Source organism: Halorubrum sp. SD690R, assembly GCF_005435035.1.
GTDB lineage: Archaea > Halobacteriota > Halobacteria > Halobacteriales > Haloferacaceae > Halorubrum > Halorubrum ezzemoulense.
The window spans coordinates 39,130-59,410 of record NZ_SGTV01000014.1; the positions used below are offsets into that span (position 1 = coordinate 39,130).

21 protein-coding genes and 2 pseudogenes are annotated in these 20,281 nt (G+C 69.3%); 14 read left to right on the forward strand and 9 right to left on the reverse strand.

Annotated elements, in window-relative coordinates; translation table 11 throughout:
* Positions 1–148 precede the first annotated feature (148 nt).
* Entirely contained in the window at positions 149–2,029 is a 1,881-nt protein-coding gene (locus EXE41_RS10220; protein ID WP_137690941.1) for a cation:proton antiporter, read from the forward strand.
* Between the two features lie 40 nt (positions 2,030–2,069).
* Here EXE41_RS10220 and EXE41_RS10225 read toward each other — a convergent pair whose 3' ends face one another.
* From EXE41_RS10225 to EXE41_RS10235, 3 genes are all read right to left on the reverse strand, one after another.
* Positions 2,070–2,804 carry a CBS domain-containing protein gene (locus tag EXE41_RS10225; RefSeq protein ID WP_137690942.1) on the reverse strand — a complete coding sequence of 245 codons (735 nt, stop codon included), beginning with the start codon at positions 2,802–2,804 and terminating at the stop codon, positions 2,070–2,072.
* A gap of 62 nt (positions 2,805–2,866) precedes the next feature.
* The gene (locus tag EXE41_RS10230; RefSeq protein WP_086216449.1) at positions 2,867–3,475 is read right to left on the reverse strand and encodes a TetR/AcrR family transcriptional regulator; all 609 of its coding nucleotides are present in this window, start codon (positions 3,473–3,475) and stop codon (positions 2,867–2,869) included.
* A gap of 2 nt (positions 3,476–3,477) precedes the next feature.
* Positions 3,478–3,930, reverse strand: a complete 453-nt coding sequence (locus EXE41_RS10235) for a zinc ribbon domain-containing protein (protein WP_086216450.1) — start codon at positions 3,928–3,930, stop codon at positions 3,478–3,480.
* 240 nt (positions 3,931–4,170) lie between these two features.
* On the opposite strand from EXE41_RS10235, the gene EXE41_RS10240 reads away from it, so the two are divergent.
* Positions 4,171–4,494 (forward strand): HalOD1 output domain-containing protein, encoded by a 324-nt coding sequence (locus EXE41_RS10240; protein WP_137690943.1) that lies wholly within the window; start codon positions 4,171–4,173, stop codon positions 4,492–4,494.
* Positions 4,495–4,667: 173 nt separating this feature from the next.
* Positions 4,668–4,784 (forward strand): annotated as a pseudogene (locus EXE41_RS19625) (short chain dehydrogenase); the annotation flags it as partial.
* Between the two features lie 85 nt (positions 4,785–4,869).
* On the opposite strand, the gene EXE41_RS10245 reads toward EXE41_RS19625, so the two are convergent.
* Positions 4,870–5,610: a molybdopterin-binding protein gene (locus tag EXE41_RS10245; protein WP_086216452.1), complete on the reverse strand. Its 741-nt coding sequence runs from the start codon at positions 5,608–5,610 to the stop codon at positions 4,870–4,872.
* A gap of 115 nt (positions 5,611–5,725) precedes the next feature.
* Between EXE41_RS10245 and EXE41_RS10250 the strand changes: the two genes are divergently transcribed.
* Entirely contained in the window at positions 5,726–6,709 is a 984-nt protein-coding gene (locus tag EXE41_RS10250; protein ID WP_086216453.1) for a hypothetical protein, read from the forward strand.
* A gap of 210 nt (positions 6,710–6,919) precedes the next feature.
* Here EXE41_RS10250 and EXE41_RS10255 read toward each other — a convergent pair whose 3' ends face one another.
* From EXE41_RS10255 to EXE41_RS10270, 4 genes are all read right to left on the reverse strand, one after another.
* Positions 6,920–8,092 (reverse strand): tubulin/FtsZ family protein, encoded by a 1,173-nt coding sequence (locus EXE41_RS10255; RefSeq protein ID WP_080508569.1) that lies wholly within the window; start codon positions 8,090–8,092, stop codon positions 6,920–6,922.
* 121 nt (positions 8,093–8,213) lie between these two features.
* Positions 8,214–8,588 carry a hypothetical protein gene (locus tag EXE41_RS10260; RefSeq protein WP_137690944.1) on the reverse strand — a complete coding sequence of 125 codons (375 nt, stop codon included), beginning with the start codon at positions 8,586–8,588 and terminating at the stop codon, positions 8,214–8,216.
* Positions 8,589–8,590: 2 nt separating this feature from the next.
* A complete protein-coding gene (locus EXE41_RS10265) occupies positions 8,591–9,352 on the reverse strand; it encodes a Rho termination factor N-terminal domain-containing protein (RefSeq protein WP_137690945.1) in 762 nt (253 codons plus the stop codon).
* 3 nt (positions 9,353–9,355) lie between these two features.
* A complete protein-coding gene (locus tag EXE41_RS10270; protein ID WP_080508566.1) occupies positions 9,356–9,532 on the reverse strand; it encodes a zf-TFIIB domain-containing protein in 177 nt (58 codons plus the stop codon).
* An 87-nt stretch (positions 9,533–9,619) separates the two neighbouring features.
* Between EXE41_RS10270 and EXE41_RS10275 the strand changes: the two genes are divergently transcribed.
* From EXE41_RS10275 to EXE41_RS10290, 4 genes are all read left to right on the forward strand, one after another.
* Positions 9,620–10,510: a permease gene (locus EXE41_RS10275; protein ID WP_137690946.1), complete on the forward strand. Its 891-nt coding sequence runs from the start codon at positions 9,620–9,622 to the stop codon at positions 10,508–10,510.
* 51 nt (positions 10,511–10,561) lie between these two features.
* On the forward strand, positions 10,562–11,587 hold the full coding sequence (locus tag EXE41_RS10280; protein WP_049931005.1) for a cell division protein FtsA: 1,026 nt from the start codon (positions 10,562–10,564) through the stop codon (positions 11,585–11,587).
* A 156-nt stretch (positions 11,588–11,743) separates the two neighbouring features.
* Positions 11,744–14,197, forward strand: a complete 2,454-nt coding sequence (locus EXE41_RS10285; protein WP_137690947.1) for a penicillin acylase family protein — start codon at positions 11,744–11,746, stop codon at positions 14,195–14,197.
* Positions 14,194–14,568: a hypothetical protein gene (locus tag EXE41_RS10290; protein WP_394348110.1), complete on the forward strand. Its 375-nt coding sequence runs from the start codon at positions 14,194–14,196 to the stop codon at positions 14,566–14,568. The genes EXE41_RS10285 and EXE41_RS10290 overlap by 4 nt, the downstream gene beginning before the upstream one ends.
* A gap of 1 nt (position 14,569) precedes the next feature.
* Here EXE41_RS10290 and EXE41_RS10295 read toward each other — a convergent pair whose 3' ends face one another.
* Entirely contained in the window at positions 14,570–14,935 is a 366-nt protein-coding gene (locus EXE41_RS10295; RefSeq protein WP_137690948.1) for a cupin domain-containing protein, read from the reverse strand.
* Between the two features lie 131 nt (positions 14,936–15,066).
* Here EXE41_RS10295 and EXE41_RS10300 point away from each other — a divergent pair, with 131 nt between their 5' ends.
* The 6 genes and pseudogenes from EXE41_RS10300 to EXE41_RS10325 all read left to right on the forward strand — a co-directional run bounded on the left by EXE41_RS10300 (position 15,067) and on the right by EXE41_RS10325 (position 20,276).
* A complete protein-coding gene (locus tag EXE41_RS10300; protein ID WP_137690949.1) occupies positions 15,067–15,927 on the forward strand; it encodes a hypothetical protein in 861 nt (286 codons plus the stop codon).
* Between the two features lie 88 nt (positions 15,928–16,015).
* Positions 16,016–17,040 (forward strand): annotated as a pseudogene (locus tag EXE41_RS10305) (VOC family protein).
* Positions 17,041–17,132: 92 nt separating this feature from the next.
* Positions 17,133–17,990 carry a TatD family hydrolase gene (locus EXE41_RS10310; protein ID WP_137690950.1) on the forward strand — a complete coding sequence of 286 codons (858 nt, stop codon included), beginning with the start codon at positions 17,133–17,135 and terminating at the stop codon, positions 17,988–17,990.
* 85 nt (positions 17,991–18,075) lie between these two features.
* A complete protein-coding gene (locus EXE41_RS10315; protein ID WP_049930992.1) occupies positions 18,076–18,657 on the forward strand; it encodes a DUF2150 family protein in 582 nt (193 codons plus the stop codon).
* A gap of 365 nt (positions 18,658–19,022) precedes the next feature.
* A complete protein-coding gene (locus tag EXE41_RS10320; RefSeq protein ID WP_137690951.1) occupies positions 19,023–19,733 on the forward strand; it encodes a trans-aconitate 2-methyltransferase in 711 nt (236 codons plus the stop codon).
* 60 nt (positions 19,734–19,793) lie between these two features.
* Positions 19,794–20,276 (forward strand): DUF456 domain-containing protein, encoded by a 483-nt coding sequence (locus tag EXE41_RS10325; RefSeq protein WP_137690952.1) that lies wholly within the window; start codon positions 19,794–19,796, stop codon positions 20,274–20,276.
* Positions 20,277–20,281 lie beyond the last annotated feature (5 nt).

Genomic DNA, 20,281 nt, shown 5'->3' on the forward strand with positions numbered 1-20,281 from the left:
GGCGGCTCACACGTCGCCAGCGGAACGGAACGTCCGGGGGCAGGTCGTCGCGCAACGGGCGGCGAATCGGCGCCGGGTCGGCGGCCGAGGGACGCACCAACTGACTTATAATACAGCAAAAAGTGAATCAGGGCACGGAGGACCGAGTGTGTCACAGGAGTTTCTGATCCCACTCGTCGCCGGCATCATCGGACTCGGCGTCCTCGCGCAGATCCTCGCCGCTCGGCTCCGCGTCCCGAGTATCATCTTCTTTCTGCTCGTCGGGGTGACGATCGGTCGACCGGGGCTCGGGATCGTGACGAGCGAGAGCTTCGGCGACTCGCTCCCGGCGATCGTCGGGCTCGCGGTCGCGATCATCGTCTTCGAGGGGGCGTTCCACCTCGAGTTCGCGCGCATTCGGCAGGCGCCCCGGGCGGCGGTCCGACTCGTCACGGTCGGGGCCGGCATCGCACTGGTCGGGACCGCGGTGGCCGTCCGGGTCCTCGAAGGGCTCCCGTGGGAGCTCTCGTTCGTGATCGGGGCGCTGCTCGTCGCCACCGGCCCGACGGTCATCTCCCCGATCCTCGAGGTGGTCCCCGTCCGCGATCAGGTCGCAGCCGTCCTGGAGACGGAGGGGATCGTCAACGACGTGACGGCGGCGATCACGGCGGTCGTGCTCTTCGAGACGGTGAACCCGACTGTCGCGGGCGAGGGACTGATTCAGGGGTTCGCGCTCCGCCTCGGAGAGGGGCTGCTCGTCGGCCTCATCGTCGCGGGCATCCTCTACTACCTGCTCCGGTACGTCGACCTGTCGCCCGGGGCCGCGCCGCGGAACGCACGGCTGCTCGCCCTCGCCGGCGCGCTCGCCGCGTACGCGGGGGCGAACCAGCTGGCGAGCGAGGCCGGCGTCGCCGCCGCCGCCACCGCCGGACTGGCGCTCGGGAACGTGGACATCCCATACAAGGAGGAGATAACCGACTTCAAGGGCGACATCACGCTGCTCGTGCTGGCGTTCGTGTTCATCGCGCTTGCCGCGCAGCTCCCCCCCGCGGCGATATTCGACGTGGGGCTCGCGGGGCTCGGCGTGGTCGTCGTGGTCGCGGTGGTGATCCGGCCGCTGCTCGTGTTCGTCTCGACCGTCGGCGACCGGTTCACCCTCTCCGAGCGGCTGTTCATCAGCGCGATCGGGCCGCGCGGGATCATCCCCGCGTCGGTCGCGACGCTGTTCGCCACCGAGCTTCGGGCGGCCGCCACAGAGCTCAACGACCCCGCGCTGGCGCAGCAGGCGGACCTGCTGATCGGGACGGTGTTCCTCGTCATCTTCGTGACCGCCCTCGTCCAAGGCGGGCTGGCGCGGTACATCGCACAGTACCTCAACGTGATACCCATGAGAGTCATCATCGTCGGAGGCGGACAGGTGGGCCGCGCGCTCGCCGAGCGCCTCGAAGACCGCGGCGAAAACGTCGTCATCATCGAGGAAGATGAGGCGACGGTCGAATCGCTCCGCAACGACGGCTTCGCCGCCGTGATCGGCGACGGGACGGACACGGAGGTGTTGCGCAAGTCCGGCGCGGAGAACGCCAAGATCCTCGTCGCGGCCACCGGAGACGACGACACGAACCTGCTCGTCGCGCAGCTCTCGAAGACGAACTTCGGCGTCGAGAAGATCCTCGCGAAGGCGAACAACTCCGACAACGTCGACGCGTTCGAAGACCTAGGCGTGGGTACGATCTCGGCCGCGATGTCGGCCGCGTGGGCCATCGACAATCAGATCGAGCGACCGGACCTCGCCCACTGGATGACCGACATCGGGGAGACCGGCGATGTCCAACAGATCGAGGTCACCAACGAGGAACTGATCGGTAAGGCCGTCCGCGAGGTGGGTCCGATGCTCCCCGACGGCTGCCTCATCGCCGTTCTCAGCGACGGCGACAGCGAGTCGGTCGCGGTGCCGAGCGCGGACACGGTGGTAAACCGCGGCGACCACGTCACGCTGCTCGGTCGACGCGAGGCCGTCCGAGAGGGAATGGAGTTGGTTCAGCCCGACTGAGCCGGGGTGGGAGACGATGCGCCTCCGCGCTCGGCGAGACTCACACGGAAGAGAAGTACGACTGGCCGAACCGGAGGAGGTCGCGGTCGAACTCCTCCGGGTCGTCGACCCGGAAGTGAAAGAGTCGGTTCCGCATGTCGCCGATTTCGAGCACGAGCTCGCGGATCACGTCCTGCTGGTCGTCGAAGATCGGCTCGAACTCCGCCCAGTGGATGGAGATGAACTGGGCGTAGTGCGCGTAGCTACAGTGGTGGACTGACGCCGGCGTCGGCAGCGGGTGGTCCTTGTCGAACGTCGCGGCCAGCTCGTCTGACAGCGCGTCGCCGAACGCCCGCGCGAGGAGCTCGCGAAGCCGCATCTCGATCGACTCGATCAGCAGGAACGGTTCGAGCATCCGCTTCAGCCGCGTCAGGAGGTCGTAGTCGGTCAGGATCTGCCACGCCTCGCCCCCGTCGACGACGATGTACGTGTGCTCCGCGAGCGCGTCGAACACCGCGAGGACGGTCTCGTCCTCGCTGACCGTGTGCGCGTCCTCGATGGCCGCCCCGACCGATATCTTGTCCAGCGTCTTGTGGCCCACGTCCAGCTGGTGGAACGCGAGCAGCGTCCGGACGACGGATCGGTAGGTGACAATCCCGACGAGCTCGCCGTCGCGTTCGACGCCGACCTGCGTGTAGTCGTTCTCGAACATCCGGCGGAGGGCCGTTTCGAGCTCGAGGTCGTACTGGACGGTCCGGAGTCGGTTGTCGATCGGGAGGTCTGCGATAGTGTACATGATGCTGTCGTGTCGTCGCGGGGGGAGCTACGCGCCTCCGCGCGGTCGTGTCACCGCTCCGCTCACGGGTGACGCCGGAGTTCGGAGTCGATGTACGAGGCGAGCGAGACCCGGGTCGCCGCCGCGGCGCTCTCGCGATCGGTCGTCGCGCGGGCGTACATCGCGCCGTTGACAGTCGCCAAGACGTGCTCTGCGACCCGCGACGGGTCGACGTCGCGAAACGTCCCCTCGTCGATGCCGCGCTCGACGATATCCCGGATGGCGGCCGCTAACCGGTCGTCGATCCGCGTGAACTGCTCGCGGAACACCTCGTTCGTCACGGCCTGCGACCGGAGCTCGACCAAGACGGCCTGGAGCTGGCGCTGCTCCTCGTCCGGTTGGAGCGGCAGGAGCTTCTCGATGACGTGTTCGAGGTCGGCCGTCGGCTCGTCGCCGGTCTCGGTCGCGACGGTCGCTTCGAACCTGTCGACGGCGAACTCGAGAAACGTTGCCAGGAGCTCGTCTTTGGCGTCGTAGTGGTAGTAGATGGCGGCCTTGGACTTGCCGAGTTCGGCGGCGATCCGCGAGATCGACAGCCCGGCGTAGCCGTGTTCGAGCAGCGCTCGGTAGGTCGCCTCCATGATCTCCGCTTCGGCGGCGCTCCAGTCCCGCTCGGGTGCGTCGGCGGCCATCGTCACTCGTCTCCCCGCTCGTCGACCCGTCCGGTGCCGGCGTCGTCGAGGGCTTCGAACTCGGTCGTACACCAGTGACAGAACCCGATGTCCGGGTCGACAGGCTTCCCGCAGGCGGGACAGGTCGGCGATTCGTCCGCCTCCGTCTCTCCCGCCGCATCGCTCGCCCGAGCGTCGTCGGACCGACGCTCGGCGTTCGCGACGAGGTACGCGTCGAGGACGCTGATACCGGTGACGAGGACGAGCGGGAGCAGCGAGAACGGGTCCACGAGCGTCCCCGAACTCACGGCGGACAGCGTCGATTCGGGGACGAACAGGACCGTCGCGGCGAAGCTGGCCGAGAGCCACCCGAGGGCGCGGACCCAACGCCGGAGGTACAGGTGGCCAAGCCCGGTGGCCAACGTCCCCAACAGGGCGGCGAGCAGCGGATTCTTTCGGAGCGAAACGCGTGCCATACTAAATACTGAACGTTCGGTAGGTAAAAGTGCTTCGTCCGCGTCTCTGGGTGTGTGCCGAGAGCGCTTTCCGCGGTCTCAAAATCTTCCACCTGCCAGAAGTCCCGTCATACGGCGCTAGAGGCGGCTTCCGAACACCGACGGGGAGCCGTCCCCTTCGACGCCAAACGCGGACGAAAGGTTGATACTTACCGAACGTTCAGTAGGAGTTACGGGCGAACCGACGCCCGCGTTCGACCAATGACCCGCAATCCCCGATCCGCCGACGAATCGACGAAACCGTGGCACGACCGCCAGCTCGCTCACTGGGACGAGTCGGCCCTCTACGAGGCCGTCACCGAGGCCGTCTCGAACGCCACCGGGACGGCCCGCTCGACGGTCGCGTCCCGGTACGACCGCGCGCACGCGGCGGCCCTCAGCCGACTGTTCGGCGAGGGCGACGGGGAGGCGACGCCCTCGACCGGGGTGGTCAAGTTCGTTCTCTCGGAGTGTGTCGTCTCGGTCCACAGCAGCGGACGGATCTCGGCCAGCCCCGCCGACGAGACGCCCGCCGCGGACGGCTGAGACGTCGCGGAGCAGCCGTGGCACCGAGTCGCTCGCGCCAATACGCTCTTTTCGCTGGTCACCCACCGGTCCGGACGGGCGACCGGAGGCGATGGTCGGCCGTTACCGCTCGACGCTGTCGGTCCCTGTTCCTGAAGGGATTTGAGGCGCCGGCGGGACCGAGACATCGAATCGTGAGCGGAGTCGGCGGGAAGACGGCGCCGGTCACCGGTGCGGGCTCGGGCATCGGCCGCGCCTCGGCGCTGCGCTTCGCCGAGGAGGCGGCGAGCGTCATGGTGGCGGACATCGCGACGACCGAGAGGCCTGACCGACTCCGTCGACGGCGGACAGCCCGCGGACTGAGTCGTCTCGCCCGCGTTGCCCGCGTCGCCCGCGTCACCAGTCGCGAGACACCGGCGTCTCGCTCGCGTCGACGTTCGACAGCAGCCACGCCGCGGCCGCCGAGAGCGCGTCGTCGTCGGTGGCGGTCACCTTCAGCCGGTTGTGGTCCGCCTCGCGATCGGGGTAACAGCCGACGGCGACATCGAACCGGTCCATCGCCTCCCGCAGCGCGGGCACGATGTTCGACTCCGGTTCGACGGTGTACAGGAACCGGGAGCGGCGGTCCCCGGCGAACTCGTCGGCGACCGTCTCGAAGGTCGCCTTCAGCTCGTCCGGGATGCCGGGCAGGACGTAGACGTTCTCGACCACGCAGCCGGGCGCGAGCCCCGCGTCGGTCACCAGCGGGCGGCTCCCCTCGGGGACCGCCGCTTCGGCCTCGACGTCGACGTCGAACTCGCGGTCGGGGACCCGCTCGCGGATCGCCGCCAGCCGGCGCTCGACGGACTCGCGCGTGAGGTCGGTGACGGCCATTTCGCGGTCGAACGCGTCCGCGACCGCCTCCACCGTCACGTCGTCGGGGGTGCTGCCGATGCCGCCGGTGACGATTACGGCGTCGAAGTCCGCGGCGTACTCCCGGACTCGGTCGGCGATCTCTCCCCTGTCGTCGGGGATCGAGAGGATCCGTGCCACGGCGACGCCGCGCTCGCTCAGTTCGGCGGCGAGCCAGTTGGCGTTCGTGTTCACCGTGTCGCCCGAGAGCAGTTCGTCACCCACCGTGATCAGCGCGACCTCCATCAGCATCTCCTACGGTCGGGCGACGGATGTACGTTTCCCGCACCTGAAGGCGCCGCGGTAAGTCCCGACGGAAGCCACCAGAAGGGCTAACTACGCGATCCGTGTACCTCGACGCATGGCCCTCCACGCAGTCGAAAACGTCGAGAAAGCGCTCGGTGTCACTCGAGCGTTTCTGACGCCCGTCACCGTGCGCCGCTGGCTGAAGCTCGCGGTCGTCGTGTTCTTCGTCGGCGGTGGCGTGAGCTTCCCGACGACACAGTTCAGCACGTCGGCTCCGACGGGAGAGGTTTCTCCCGGCGAAATTCCCTCCGGGCTCCCGGTCGAGCTGCTGACGCTCGCAGCCGCGGTCGTCGCCGTCGGCCTCCTGCTCCTCGGGCTGTTCGGCCTGGTCGGAGCGGTCATGGAGTTCGTGCTGATCGAGTCGCTCTGTACCGGCGAGGTGTCGCTCCGACGCCACTGGCGCCGACGCTGGCGGCAGGGGATCCCCCTGTTCGGGTTCCGAGTCGCGATCGGACTCCCGGTGCTCGCGCTGTTCGGCGGCTGGGTCGCACTGCTCGCCGTTCCCGTCCTGACCGGGCGCGACCCCGCGCACTCCGCCACGGCGTTCCTCGTCGGGCTCCCGGTGCTGGCTCTCATCAGCGCCGGGTACGCGTTGGTCTCGGGGTTCACGACCGCGTTCGTCGTGCCGCTCATGATTCAGTCGGACTCGGGCGTCGTCGCGGCGTGGCGTCGCCTCTGGCCGTCGGTCAGGGCGGCGTGGAAACAGTACCTGGCGTACGTCGCGGTCGCGTTCCTGTTGACGGTCGCCACCGGGGTCGTCGTCTCGATCGCGTTCGCGCTCGTCGCGTTCGCGCTCCTCGTCCCCCTCCTCGTCGCGGTCGCGATCGTACACGCGACCGTCTCGGTGACGTCGCCGCTCGGACTCGCCCTCCTCGTCCCGCTCGCGGTGCTGTTCGGCGTCGCGTTGCTCGTCGTTGGGACGCTCTCACAGGTCCCCGTCGTGACGTACCTCCGGTACTACGCGCTGCTCGTGCTCGGCGACATCGAGGAGTCGTTCGACATCCTCGTCGACGGGCGGCCGTCGACCGAGGATCGGTGACGAGGTCGCTCCCCCGGCACCGAGCGTCGAGCGACTCCGCTTCGGGGCCGCTCGCATGCGAGAGCCCCGGGTCGGTGGAACGGATCGAGCACTTCGCCGACCGCGTCCGCGTGATCGCCGCCGCGCGTGCGTCTCACGCTCTCGGGCCGGGTGCCGGAGCGGGCCCCGCCCGAGGCGCCTCGGAGGACGGCTCCGAGTAGGCGATGACGGTCAGAACAGCGACTCCAGCTCCCCGTCGCTATCCATCAGCTCGGTGAAGCGGTCCTCGCTCTCGTCGGTGATCTCGCCCAGATTCTGTTGCGCCTCGACCGCGACCTGCTGAAGCTCCTTCACTCGCGGGACGTTCGTCACGCCGCCGAGCAGGACGAGCCCCGCGACGGTTCCCTCGCCGCGTCGCGGGTAGTCGCCGCCGCGGACCTCCATCGACCCGGTCTGTTCCTCGAGCCACTTGCGACCGTGCTCGATGCCCTTCCGGTTGAGATACTCCGGCGGCCCGGCGACGACGAGCAGCGCCCGCTCCGTCCCGCTCACCTCACACGGCAGAGTGAGCCGACCGAGCGTCGCCTTCCGGACGAGGCTCGTGATCCGATTGGTGGCCTCCGTGCTGTCGATCCCCTCGTTCGAATCGTTGCCGAACCGCGAGAGCAACCCCGACCGCTTCGGTTCGTCGACCTCGACGTCGGCGTACCCCAGCGACGAGATGCCGCCGCCCTTGAGCGTGTTGATGATCTCGGAGGAGTCGACCACGCTCTCGGCGACGTCGCTCCCCTCGGTGATTTCGCCGGCGCTGAAGAGCACGCCGAACCGCTGGACCAACTCCCTGTTGATCGCGTCGAACCCTTCTCCGACGGACTCGCCCGAACTGCGCCACGCGTCGTTGTCGAACAGCATGAGGTTGTCCACCTCGTCGACGAACGTCTTGAGCGAGCGGGCGGCGTTCAGCGTGTAGATCCCGCCCTCGTCGCTGCCGGGGAGGATGCCGAGCCCGTAGACGGGTTCGGTGTAGATCCGTTTGAGGTTCTTCGCGATCACGGGTGCGCCACCCGATCCCGTCCCGCCGCCCAGCCCCGCAACGACGAGGAACGCGTCGATCTCGTGGACCGGCACCGAGTCGAGCGCCCCCTGGATCTCGTCGATGTCCTCCTCGGCCACTTCCGCGCCCAGTTCGTTGTCCGCGCCCACCCCGTGGCCCTTGACCCGCGATTGCCCGATCAGGATCCGGCGGTCCTCCGGGAGGCGGTCGATCCCGTTGAGGTCCGCCTTCGCCGTGTTGACGGCGATCGCTCCCCGAACGATGTCTGCGCCCGTCTGTGCGTCGTAGGCCAGGAACTCGTCGACTACCTTCCCACCTGCCTGTCCGACCCCGATCAATGCGAGTTTCACGTGAACACACCACATGTATCTACGCGGGTCGGACTGATAAAGGTTAGAAGCCGCCTCAGCGTAGCGTGAGCGACTGCTTCCCCGGTACAGGAAGCCGCGGTGTTCACAGGCGGGAGTGGCGTCACGAGTCGTCGTCCGCGGACGCGTCGGAGTCACGCCGTTCGGTCGACGGATCGGCACTGACGCTCGGACCGTCGGCAGGAGTCGCCCCGGTGTCGTCGTCGCCGCCTTCGTTACGAGCCTGCTTGAGTGCGTCGACGGCGCTGTCCGTCGATTCGACCCGGGTTTCGGTCACGCCGCTCGGATCGAGTTTCGGCTCCGCTGCGGCCTCGGTGCCAGTTTCGTCGGCGGCCGAGCCGTCGGTCTCGTCGGCGGCCGGGGTATCGACCTCGGCGTTCGCGTGTGGGTCCCCGTCTCCGTCGGCGTCGGCGTCGCCGTCGCCGTCGCCGTCGCCGCCGAGGCCGAGCCACGATCTGAGTGTGTCAAGCAGTCCCATCGTTAGTAGTGTTTAAACAGGGCCGCGCGAACGTCGTCTTTGGTGCGCGCGGTCTCAACGCTCCCGTCCGGCAGTTCGACCTCGTAGCGGGCGTCGCCGTCGGCCGAGTCCCACTTGTCGCTGTGCGTTTCGAGCAGGCTCAACATCGCGTTGAGCTGACCGTCGTCTCCGGCTTGGTCGCCGGCGTCGGACTCGGCGGCGGTATCACTCTCGTCGCCGCCGTCCTCGGCGTTGTCGTGGTCCGCTTCGGAACTACCGTCGTCGTCGTCGTGGTCCGCTTCGGAACCGCCCTCGGCGGAGTCGGTGTCTGCTCCGGAGCCACCGTCGTGGTCGGCGTCGGGTAACTCGACGTCGACCGGCGCGAACGGGGCCGTGTAGCGCCGTTCGGCGACGTCGAGGATCGCCGTCACGAGCTCTCCCTTGGTCATGCTGCTGCGGCCCGAGACGTCGTACTCCGCAGCGATGCTGTACAGGTCCATCGGGTCGTCCGGGTTTGCGTCGCTGTGGCGGCGATTACGCTCGCGAAGCCGCGCTTCGAGCCGCTCCCGCGGAAACCCGCCGTCGTCGTCGTCGGCCTCCGATCGGTTGGTATCGACCGCCGCCCGGCGGTCGGGGTCGTCGACGGCGTCGGCGAGGTCGAGGAGGTAGGCCACGGTGTCGGGCAGTGTGACCGAGGTGTATCTGTCGGCGTGCGCGTCGGTGAGCTCTTCGCGCAGCGCGGCGATGCGGTCGCGTTGGTCGTCAGTGATGTCAATCGATGGCATGGGTCAGGACTCCTCGTGGAACCGCCGGAGCGCGTCGTCCCAGCTCTCGACGACCGTCCGATCGCCGGAGTGATCGGCCTCGACGCCGACGTAGCCGCACGCCTCGCACGCGAGCGCCTCGACGCCCGCCAGCGTGAACGCGGTCAGGCTGTCGCCACACCGTGGACAGTCCGGCTCCACTGTTGATCAGTTGAACCTCAGTCGCGGAGTTGTTAAGGACTAGGGTCGGGGGGAACAATGATTACAGTCGGGGCGGAACGCTCCCGTATGAGCGAGGCGACCGACTCGAACCAACTCCTCCGGTACTACCGACGATACATCGGCGACCCCGACCGGACCGTCGACGTGTACGCCGGGTTCGGCCTCTTCTTCGTCGGACTGGTCGCGGGTGCCGTCAGCGTCGTGGTGTTCCTCTACAGCGCGACGTTGCCGGCGGCCTCGTCGTCCTCGTACGCGATCCGCGAGGTCGCCGGCGTCGCCAGCGCGGTCGGATTCCCGGCGCTGCTGCTCGGAATCGTTGTCCTGCTGCCGGTCGACAAGCGGATGCTGTACGTCGCCGCCGCGGGCTCGGTGATCGACCTCGTCGCGGTCGGCCTCTTCGTATGGGCCTACCCGCAGGACTGGAACGTGACCGTGCCGCCGGACTACAGCGCGCAGGTCATCGCCCTCTACAGCGTCGGTATCGCGCTCGTGGTCGCCGCGACCGGCGCGGCCCTCGTCGCCCACCGGGTCGAGCGCGCGGTCGACGAGACGGGCGAGGCCGAGTCGACCGAAGCGGACGCTGAGGAGACGGAGACCGTCAGCGACGAGCAGGTACGGTCCGACATCGACAGCGCGCTCGACGACGCGGAGCTCTCGTGGGGCGGCGTCAGCCGCACGGAGACGCGACGGCTGAACCTCGACACGAGCGCCATCGATGACATCGACAGCGAGAATCTGCCGGACTCCGGGATCGAGACCCGGACCAGCGACGGCAACGTCTCCGACGCGGTCTCACAGCTACAGGGCCTTCAGGGCGGGGAGGTCGAGACCGCGAGCGGCGAGGGGACCGACGACCAGGCGGCCGCGCTCCGGGAGCTCCGCGAACAGCAGCGCGAGGAGGAGGAGGCCGAGGCGGCCGGCGAGGGGCTCATCGACCGGATCCGCGGGCTGTTCTAGGCATCCTGTCTTCCTACGAAAACTTATGTGGATTCGCTTTGAGGTTGGCGTATGGCCAAGGGACTTGACGTTGGCACGATGAATATTCTCTCCGCGCGTCAGGAAGGCGCAGAAACCGTCTTCGTGCAACAGCGGAACTCGTTCGTCGAGATCGAGTACAGCGACATGGCCGAGCAGATGCTCTCCCGGAGCGAGGTCCTCCACATCCGAAAAGACGATCAGGTGTACGTCGTCGGCGACGACGCGCTCAACTTCGCGAACATCTTCAACCAAGAGACCCGTCGCCCGATGCAACACGGGATCCTCTCGAGCGACGAGTCCTCGGCGATCCCGATGATCAAGCTCATCACGGAGCAGGTCGTCGGCGAGCCGTCGCGGCACAACGAGCGGCTCTACTACTCCAGTCCGGCCGACCCCATCGACTCGGACCTCTCGACGCTGTATCACGAGAAAACGCTGGAGTCGATGCTCGGCGACATGGGGTACGACCCGGAGCCGATCAACGAGGGTATGGCGGTCATCTACTCCGAGCTGGCAGACAACAACTTCACCGGGCTGGGAATCAGCTTCGGCGCGGGGATGACCAACGTCTGTCTGGCGTACTACGCGGTTCCGGTCATGAAGTTCTCCATCGCCCGCGGCGGCGACTGGGTCGACGAGCAGACCGCTCAGGCGACCGGGACGCCGGTCGACAAGGTGACCTCGATCAAAGAGGACGACTTCGAGCTGGACTTCCGGACAGACGTGGGGGGCGTCGAGGGGGCGCTCGCCATCTACTACGAGAACCTGCTCGACTACGTGATAGAGAACATCACCAGCGAGGTCGACGAGGAGGACATCGAGGAGGGCCTCGACGTTCCGGTCGTCGTCACGGGCGGGACCTCGAGCCCCAACGGCTTCGAAGATCTGTTCGCCGACCACCTCGAAGACGCGAACATCCCGTTCTCCATCAGCGGCGTCCACTCGCCGGACGAGCCGATGTACAGCGTCGCCAGCGGGGCCCTCGTGGCCGCCCGCTCCGAAGAGGAAGAGGAAGCCGAAGAACAGGAGGTCGAAGAGCCCGCCGCCGAGGAGTAGCGCCGCCGCGGCTTTTTTTTAGGCGTGTCCGAGAGCGCGCAGACTGGAGTCCGCGCGTACTGACGGCTGCGCCGTCGTGCACTGCTCACGCTCGGGTACGTGAACCTCCCCGATCCGATCCAAATTATAATGAGGAATCGGGTCGTCGGTCGTGAGGTGACACGCGACACCACGCGCCGCGCGGTCCTCGCGAGCGTCCTCGCGGCCGGCAGCGCCGGACTGGCGGCGAGCGACGCGGCCGACCTCCTCGACTCGTTCGCCCCGCTGTCGGGCGAGGCGTGGGACGCCGCCGACCGGTCCCTCCCGGAGACCGTCGAGAGCCCGCACGGGGCGGCGACGGTCGCCCGCGACGAGTTCGGCGTCCCGCAGATCGAGGCGGACGAGGAGCCCGCGGCGTACTTCGCGGTCGGCTACTGTCAGGCGTTCGACCGGCTGTTCGCGATGGATCTCCAGCGGCGGGTGATGCGCGGCCGGCTCTCGGAGGTGATCGGGGAGGCGACGCTCGACAGCGACGAGTTCAACGTCGCGATGGGGTTCGCCGACGCCGCCGCGGCCACGTGGGACGCGGTCGCCGAGACGCGCGCCGGGCCCCTCGTCGAGGCGTTCGCAGACGGCGTTAACGCCGCGAGGGAGGACCTACCGCTCCCGCTGGAGTTCGAGCTGATCGGCTACGAGCCCGAGCCGTGGACCCCTGTCGACTCGATGCTGATGGAAAAGCAGATCTCGTGGACGCTCACGGGGAGCTTCGCCGAACTACGGCGCGCGCTCGTCGCCGACCGCCTCGGATCCGAGCGCGCCGAGACGCTGTTTCCGACGCGGTACGACCACGACGACCCGATCCTCGACGGGACCGAGACGCGGCTCTCCGAGGGGAGGGGCGCCGAGAGCCTTCGCGGGGCGGGCGAGCGCGCGCCGAACCTAGAGGCGACCTCGAACGTTGGGGGCGGCGCCGACCCCGTCGACCCCGAACTGACCGACTGGCTCTCCGGCTTCGAGTCGCCGACGGGGGTCGGCTCGAACAGCTGGGTCGTCTCCGGAGAGCACGCCGCGAGCGGGAGCCCGATCGTCGCGTACGACCCGCACCTCTCGCTTCAGGCGCCCCCGCTGTGGTACGAGCAGTCGGTCGACACCCCCGAGCGGTCGGTGCGGGGCGCGACGTTCTCGGGCGTCCCGTTCGTCATCGCGGGCGCGAACGACCGCGGCACGTGGTCGTTCACCAACCTCGGCGCCGACGTGCTGGACTGCTACCGGTACGATATCGACGAGGCGGGCGACCGCTACGAGTACGACGGGGAGTGGCGCCCCTTCGAAGTCGACGAGCGCGAGACGATCCCGGTCGCCGGGGGCGAGGACCGGGAGGTCCGGGTGCGGCGAACCGTCCACGGCCCCCTGATAGAACGCGAGGATCAGACGGTCGGCGTCGCGTGGACCGGCCACACCGCGACGCGCACCACCGTCGCCATCGAGGCGTACGGACGCAGCGAGGGGATCGACGACCTGCTCGACGCGACGCGCAACTTCGATCTCCCCACGCAGAACCTCGTGTACGCCGACGCCGACGGCCGCACGCTCTACTTCGCGACCGGGAAACTTCCGATCCGCCGCACCGACGGCGAGGTCGTCGACGGCGACCGGGTGTTCGACGGCTCCGCCGGCGAGGGGGAGTGGGCGGGGTTCGAGCCGTTCGGTGAATCGTCGTGGGAGGGGTTCGTCCCCTTCGCGGAGAAGCCGCACGCGATCGACCCCGACGCGCTGTCGACCGCCAACCAGCGCCCGATCGACGACCCGATCCACTACGTCGGCGTCGACTACGCGACCCCGTACCGCGGCGCCCGGATCGCCGACCGTCTCGAGGGGACGATCGACGGGGGGGAGGGGTCGACCGACCCCGACTTCCACCGCGCCCTCCAGAACGACGTGCGCGACGGGCGCGGCCCGGAACTCGTCCCCGAACTGGTCGCCGCGGTCCGCGACCGCGACGACCCCGATCCGCCGCTCGTCGACGCCGCGGACGCCCTCGACGAGTGGAACTACCGAATGCGACGGGACTCCCGGGCCGCGCTGCTGTTCGCCCGGTACCTGCCGAAGTTCCGCGAGCGCGTCTTCGAGCCCGCCTTCTCCGACGGCGGCCTCGGCGAGTCCTACTACCCGAGCGACTGGACGCTCGCGCGGCTCCCCGACGACGACCCACTGTTCGAGGGGCGCTCGCGCGGCGACCTCGCGGCCGCGGCCCTCCACGACGCGCTCGACGAGATCGGCGAGGAGGGTTGGGAGACGTACGGCGACTACAACACCACGCGGGCGATGACCCACCCCCTCGGCGGCGAGGCGGCGTTCCTGAACTACGACGAACTGTCCGCTGACGGCTCGCCCGCGACGGTGAAGAACTACCGCGTCGAGTCCGCGGTCGGGTCGAGCTGGCGGATGGTGGTGCGCCCGGGGACCGACGCGACCGCGGTCCTCCCGGGCGGGAACTCCGGGGACTACTTCTCGGAACACTACGACGACCAGCTCCGGCGCTGGCTGGGTAACGACCAGCGCCCGATGCCGCTCGGCGCGGGCGGCGAACCGGCGGTTCGGTTCGACCCCCCGACGGAGGGGTCGCAGTGAGCGACGCGCCGTCCCCGAACGACGCGCCGGCCCCCGACGACTCCTTGCCCCTCCTCGGACGCGTCCGGACGGAGCCGCGCTCTCACGCGGTCGCGCTCGTCGCCGCGCTGGGAGTCGGCGTCGCGCTCGCGACGGTCCACTGGCTCGGGCTGATCGCCGCCGGCGCGCTCGCGTCGCTCGTCGCGCCGACGGTCCGGCGGGGCGTCGCGTACGCGCTCGGTGCGGGTATCGTCGCGCTCGCGGCGTTCGCGGTCGGTCTCGGTTCCGCGGCCGCCGCGGTGCCGGGGATGCGTCCGGTCGTCTACCTCACGGTCGGCGAGGGACTGGCGCTCCCCCTGTTCGGGTCGCTCGCGCGCGCCGTCGTCTCGTGACTCAGTCCAGCCGCTCCACGTCGGTCACGGTCTCGTCGGTCTCGACGTCGCCCGTGTTGCGCGTCTCGGTGGGTTCGAACAGCAGGATCTCGGCCTCCGGCTCGGCGACGGGGCGGTGGTCCGTCCCGCGCGGGACGACCGTGAGCTCGCCTTCCTCCAGCACGACATTGTCCGCCTCGCGGAACTCGATCCGGAGCCGCCCGGAGTGAACGAAGAACAGCTCGTCGGCGTCCGCGTGGCTGTGCCAGACGAACTCGCCGTCCGCCTTCGCGAGCTTGACCGCCTGTCCGTTGAGTTCGCCCGCGAGCCGCGGGGACCACGTCTCCCCGAACGAGCCGAACGCCTCGGCGAGGGCAACCTTCTCCATACCGCCGATCGGCGGCGGAGCGGGAAAGTCGCTGTCCCCGGCCCGAGAGCTATATACCCCTCCGGAGCCGTCCGGTGTGGCGGATACGTCTCATATAAGCGTTTACGGGAGGTGTCGCCGTGCCGCGACACATGGCAGCGATTCACGCGGACGAGGGGAGCGATCCGATCCGGGCGGCGCGGGCCGCGCTCCGCGTCGAGCGGCGCCGGGTCGTCGACGAGCGCGAGGCGTTCCGGGCGTTCCGGAGCCGCGTGTCGTCGATTCCGGGCGAGAGCGGGGGCACCGGTCCCGCGGACGCCTCCGCGCCCGGCGGGTTCGCCGGCGTCGCCGACGCGATGCGCAGTGCGGTCGGCGACTGGGCGGGCGGTCGCGGCGACGCGGCCGCGGCCCCCGGCTCTCGGCTCGTTACGGTCAGGGACGCGTATCGCGCCACGGTGATGTCGGTCCCGCACTACGCCGAGGAGTACGACGACACCTACGAGCGGAGCGTCGCCGAGGAGTTCGGCCCCGAGCTGGCGTACGCGCTCACCCGGACGGACTGCTTCCGCGAGGAGTACAAGCGGTCGGTGCTGAGCGCCGCCGAAACCGCGGTCCAGGAGCGCGAGGCGTTCCTCGACGCCGTGGAGTCGGAGCTGGAGTCGATCGATCGCGCGGCGTCCCGCCTCGACCCGATCCGGTCCGAGATCGCGGCGATCGACGATGAACTCGGCGACGAGGGGGACGACGCGGCGGCCGGGTTCGGCGCGCTCGACGCCTGCCGGACCCGGACCGCGGCGCTCCGCGACGACTGCGACCGGATCGCCGCGCGCCGCCAGCGCGTGCTCGCCGAGCACACGCGCCGGCTCGCGCTCGACGGCGACCTCGACCTCCCGGGGTACTGCTACCAGGACCTCGACGTCACGTATCCGGTGTTGGCGGCGGTCGGCGCCGTGGGCGACCGGCTCGAGGCGCTCAGAGAGCGGATCGAGCGGGCGATGGCGCTGGCTCGGTGACCGGTCGCCCCGCCGGCTCACCGCCGCCGGGACCCGGTAACATCCGTGTCCGCGCCGATTCAAGTCGGTCCGGGACCTACGGGGTAACATGACCGACGGACCCGACTCGACAGACGGCGAAACCGGCGACGGCCCCGCGCCGACGCCCGGAATCCACCACGTGACCTGCGTGGCCGGCGACCCGCAGCGGAACCTCGACTTCTGGGCCGAGACGCTCGGCCTCCGGCTCGTGAAGCGCTCGATCAATCAGGACGCCCCCGGGACGTACCACTTCTTCTACGGCGACGCGGAGGGGACGCCCGGCACTAGCATGACATTCTTCCCGTGGACGGAGCTCCCGGAGGGCGAGGTCGGCGCCGGTCAGGTCTCGCGCACCGCGCTCCGGGTGCCCGAGGGGAGCCTCGACTACTGGGAGGACCGGTTCGACGAGCGCGGCGTCGACTACGACGCCCGCGAGGAGCGGTTCGGCGAGGCGGTCCTCCCCTTCCGCGACCCCGACGGGCTCCCCGTCGAGCTGGTCGCGGTCGAGGTTCCCGACGACGATCCGACGACGGCGTGGACCGCGTTCGTCCCCGAGTCGGCCGCGATCCGCGGGTTCCACTCCGTGACGCTGTGGCTCGGCGACGCCGAGCGGACCGAACGGCTCCTCCGGACGATGGGGCTGACGGCGGCCGAGACGGAGGCGGACGACGCGGCCGGGAACGAGCGGACTCGCTTCGCGGCTGGCGGCCCGGTCGGGAAGTACGTCGACGTCGTCGAGACGGACCGACAGGGGAGCTCCGGCCGCGGCACGGTCCACCACGTCGCGTTCCAGACACCGACCGACGCCGACCAGTCCGGGATGCGCGACGCGGTCGCGTCGATGGGGCTGCGCCCAACTCAGCAGATCGACCGCCACTGGTTCCGCTCGGTCTACTTCCGGGAGTTCGCGGGCGTCCTCTTCGAGCTCGCCACCGCCGACCCCGGCTACGCGAGCGACGAGCCGCTCGACGCGCTCGGCGAGCGGCTGGTGTTGCCCGGGGAGTTCGAGGGGCGGCGCGAGGCCATCGAGGCCGAGCTCCCCGCCGTGTCCCCCGGCCCGACGGGAAGTTCGCGGCGAACCGCGCTGACTGAGCGGGCGCGGCGAGTCCGTCGCCCTCTCGGCCCCCGTGCCCCCGACCGCCGCGGACCGATCCTTCTAATCGCGCGCGGCCGAACGGTCGCCCATGAGCGAGGACCTCGGCACGCCGGTGTTGGACGACCACCTCCACCTCGACCCCCGACACGGCCGCGGGATCGAGGCCGTCGAGGAGTTCGTCCGGCTCGGCGGCACCCACCTGCTCGTGGTGAACAAGCCCTCGTGGCTGCTGGGCGTCGAGCCGGACGAGCCGGACGACTTCCGGGCCGTCTTCGAGGAGACGCTGGAGACGGTCGCGGCCGCGTCGGAGGTCTTACCAGGGCGCGCGTGGCCCGTCCTCGGTGTCCACCCCGGGCTGATCAGCCGGCTCATCGACGAGCGCGACTTCTCCCCCGAGGCGGCCCGCGACCTCATGCGGGGCGGGCTGGAGGTCGCGAGCGAGTACGTCGCGGAGGGCGACGCGCTCGCGTTGAAGTCCGGCCGCCCACACTACGACGTGAGCGACGCGGTCTGGGAGGCGTCGAACGCGGTCACGCGGCGGGCGTTCGAACTCGGCGCGGAGGTCGACTGCGCGGTCCAGCTCCACACCGAGGCCACGGAGGACCTGACCGACCTCGCCGCAGTCGCCGAGGAGTCGGGACTGGACCCGTCGCGCGTCGTCAAACACTACGCCGCGGGCGAACTCGCCGGCGTCACGCCGAGCGTGATGAGCGACAAGGATCGCCTGGAGCGCGCGGCCGAGGCGGGCGAGCCGTTCCTGATGGAGACCGACTTCGTCGACGACCCGGACCGTCCGGGCATGGTCCTCGGGCCGAAGACCGTCCCGCGCCGGGTGCGCTGGCTGCTGGAGGCGGGACACGACGAGGCGGTCCGCCGGGCGCACGTCGAGACTCCCCGGGCCGTGTACGGGATCGACACCGAAGCGACGCTGGAACGCGAGTCCTGAATCCGAGGATTCACGCGAGTGAGACGGTCTCTCGGGCGGCGATCGATAGGAAAGGCATTTGAGTTGGCCGGGCGACGTACGGGACATGACCGACGACGACGCCGTTGAAACGTTCTATACCGACGAACGCTGGCAGAACTGGCTCGACAGGCTGGCCGAAGAGGAGATCGACCCCGAGAACGAGGACTCCGCGCGGCTCCTCCTGAACCTTCAGGACGACGCCGCGATCGCCGTGGTGAAGGTGCTGGCCGCGTTCGACGAGGACCGCATCGACGAGGACCGCGCCGTCGAGGAGGTCCGCGACATCCGCGACATCGTCCTCGCTGACGTCGAGTTCGACGACGAGGACAAGGTGATGCTGATCGACGGCGTCCAGACCTCGCTCGTCCCCGTCTTCTACGCGGCCGAGGAGTATCTCGTCGGCGGCGTCGTCGACGGCGACGTGAGTGAGTTCGTCCGCGCGGCCGCCGAGGCCGAGGAGGGCGACGACCTTGACGCCGCGCTCGGCTACGTCGTTCAGGCCGGGACGCGCGTCATCGACGGCGAGACGCTCGACATCGAACTCGTCGAGGACTTGGAGTACGGCCTCGTCTCCGAGTGGGTCAACGGGCTCGACTCCCTCCAGTCGGCCATCGAGGACCCGGAAGTCGTCGAGGAAGAGGACTGACGGCGTCGAACCGGACCGGCATCGACGGCGTCAGACGGGTTTACGCACACTTCTGCGGGCCACGCGGATCGGGTCAGAACACTGCCCGAGCGGGCTGTAACTGTTCGGAGAGAGTCGCCCTCGTTCGAACGGGCGTCGACGCGTGGTCGGACAGTGGTTTCGACGGGTTCTACGGACGAGTCCGACGGAACGCGGCTACGGGACCCCAAAATATAATTCTCTGCGTCTCGAAATAGTAAGCAAACAGTAAAGTAAATATTTTTGGTAAGTTTTTTGCTCGTCGATTCCTTTTCTATTCTCGGACTGAGGCCGAAACAACCGACCGAAAGGTCAGGGAACGCCAAAAATATCACTTCCACAAAACGATGACCGAGACCCAATACGCGGGGACTATCGACTGGGGCGAGTACTGGGACGGAGCCGATGAGGCGGTGCGCGAGGACACGGGGCCGAGCGCGGACCTCGTCGCGGAGCCGTTCGTCGAGTTTCTGGACGCCAATTTCCGCGACGGCCCGGACGCGTACGCCGATGTCGGATGCGGGCCCGGCGACCTCGCGTTCGAGGTCGCGGAGCGCTACCCGGACACGACCGTCGTCGGGTACGACGCCGCCGAGGCGGTCCTCGCGGCGAACCGCGAACGCGCACGCGAAGCCGACCGCGAGGTCGCCTTCGAGCGGGCGGTCCTTCCGGAGTTCGACCCTGACCGCCGGTTCGACGTGGTCTCCTGTCTGTTCACGCTGTGCTACGTGGCGGACATCGCACGGGCAATAGAACGCCTCTACGGCGCGGTGGAACCCGGCGGGGGTCTCGTCTTCAACTACCACAACCGGCTCGCGCGGGCCCATTACAACCGGATCGCGGAAGCGCCGCACGAACACCTCGGCGAGGACGCCGTGTGGGACCCCGAGCGCTTCACCGATCGGTTCGGACTCGTTCTCGCGGGCGAGAACTTGCTTTCGTACGAACGCATCCACGAGGTGTTGGGGACGTGGCCGCAGAGCGTGTTCTCGCTGGCCGACGACGCCGAGCCGTACGCCGCCCACCGGTACGAACCCCTCGTGTACGTCCCGAAGTGACGGGACCCGAGACGGTGCGACGGTAGACGCGTTTTTGAACGCGCGACGCGTCTGCCTCGTATGGTCTCTCCCGCGGCCGGACTTGCGATCGCGCTGCTCGTCGTCTGGACGGCCAGCGCCTTCGCTCCGTTCGTGCCCAGCGGCGTCCTCGCGGCGCTGACCGTCCTCGCCTACGCGTACACCACCGGCTTCGCCGAGCCGGGGCTCGCCGTCCTGGTCGCGCTCGTCGCCGTCTCGCTGCTCGCCTCCGCCGTCGACCTGGTGTCCGGCATGGTCTCCGGGCGGCTCGGCGGCGCGTCGACCCGGACCGTCGTCGCCGGGACGCTGGTCGGCATCGCGTTGCTGATCCCGCTGGGACCGATCGGACTCGTCGTCGGGCTGGCCGGGACCGTCTTCGTCGTCGCCCTCTACGGGAACGGTGACGACCCCGAGGCGGCCGCCCGGCAGGCGGCGTACGCGGCCGTCGGCGTCCTCGGCAGCGCGTTCGTCCAAGCCGTCATGCTGGCGAGCGTCGCGGTCGTGTTCGCGCTCGCCGTATGGTGAGGCGT

What these genes read in the sequence shown, in the direction of transcription:
- EXE41_RS10325 (WP_137690952.1), top strand. Translation starts at nt 19,794, where the DNA reads ATGGTCTCTCCCGCGGCCGGACTTGCGATCGCGCTGCTCGTCGTCTGG.
- EXE41_RS10260 (WP_137690944.1), bottom strand. Translation starts at nt 8,588, where the DNA reads ATGGGACTGCTTGACACACTCAGATCGTGGCTCGGCCTCGGCGGCGAC.
- EXE41_RS10315 (WP_049930992.1), top strand. Translation starts at nt 18,076, where the DNA reads ATGACCGACGACGACGCCGTTGAAACGTTCTATACCGACGAACGCTGG.
- EXE41_RS10230 (WP_086216449.1), bottom strand. Translation starts at nt 3,475, where the DNA reads ATGGCCGCCGACGCACCCGAGCGGGACTGGAGCGCCGCCGAAGCGGAG.
- EXE41_RS10280 (WP_049931005.1), top strand. Translation starts at nt 10,562, where the DNA reads ATGGCCAAGGGACTTGACGTTGGCACGATGAATATTCTCTCCGCGCGT.
- EXE41_RS10275 (WP_137690946.1), top strand. Translation starts at nt 9,620, where the DNA reads ATGAGCGAGGCGACCGACTCGAACCAACTCCTCCGGTACTACCGACGA.
- EXE41_RS10235 (WP_086216450.1), bottom strand. Translation starts at nt 3,930, where the DNA reads ATGGCACGCGTTTCGCTCCGAAAGAATCCGCTGCTCGCCGCCCTGTTG.
- EXE41_RS10225 (WP_137690942.1), bottom strand. Translation starts at nt 2,804, where the DNA reads ATGTACACTATCGCAGACCTCCCGATCGACAACCGACTCCGGACCGTC.
- EXE41_RS10300 (WP_137690949.1), top strand. Translation starts at nt 15,067, where the DNA reads ATGGCAGCGATTCACGCGGACGAGGGGAGCGATCCGATCCGGGCGGCG.
- EXE41_RS10240 (WP_137690943.1), top strand. Translation starts at nt 4,171, where the DNA reads ATGACCCGCAATCCCCGATCCGCCGACGAATCGACGAAACCGTGGCAC.
- EXE41_RS10320 (WP_137690951.1), top strand. Translation starts at nt 19,023, where the DNA reads ATGACCGAGACCCAATACGCGGGGACTATCGACTGGGGCGAGTACTGG.
- EXE41_RS10245 (WP_086216452.1), bottom strand. Translation starts at nt 5,610, where the DNA reads ATGGAGGTCGCGCTGATCACGGTGGGTGACGAACTGCTCTCGGGCGAC.
- EXE41_RS10250 (WP_086216453.1), top strand. Translation starts at nt 5,726, where the DNA reads ATGGCCCTCCACGCAGTCGAAAACGTCGAGAAAGCGCTCGGTGTCACT.
- EXE41_RS10310 (WP_137690950.1), top strand. Translation starts at nt 17,133, where the DNA reads ATGAGCGAGGACCTCGGCACGCCGGTGTTGGACGACCACCTCCACCTC.
- EXE41_RS10265 (WP_137690945.1), bottom strand. Translation starts at nt 9,352, where the DNA reads ATGCCATCGATTGACATCACTGACGACCAACGCGACCGCATCGCCGCG.
- EXE41_RS10295 (WP_137690948.1), bottom strand. Translation starts at nt 14,935, where the DNA reads ATGGAGAAGGTTGCCCTCGCCGAGGCGTTCGGCTCGTTCGGGGAGACG.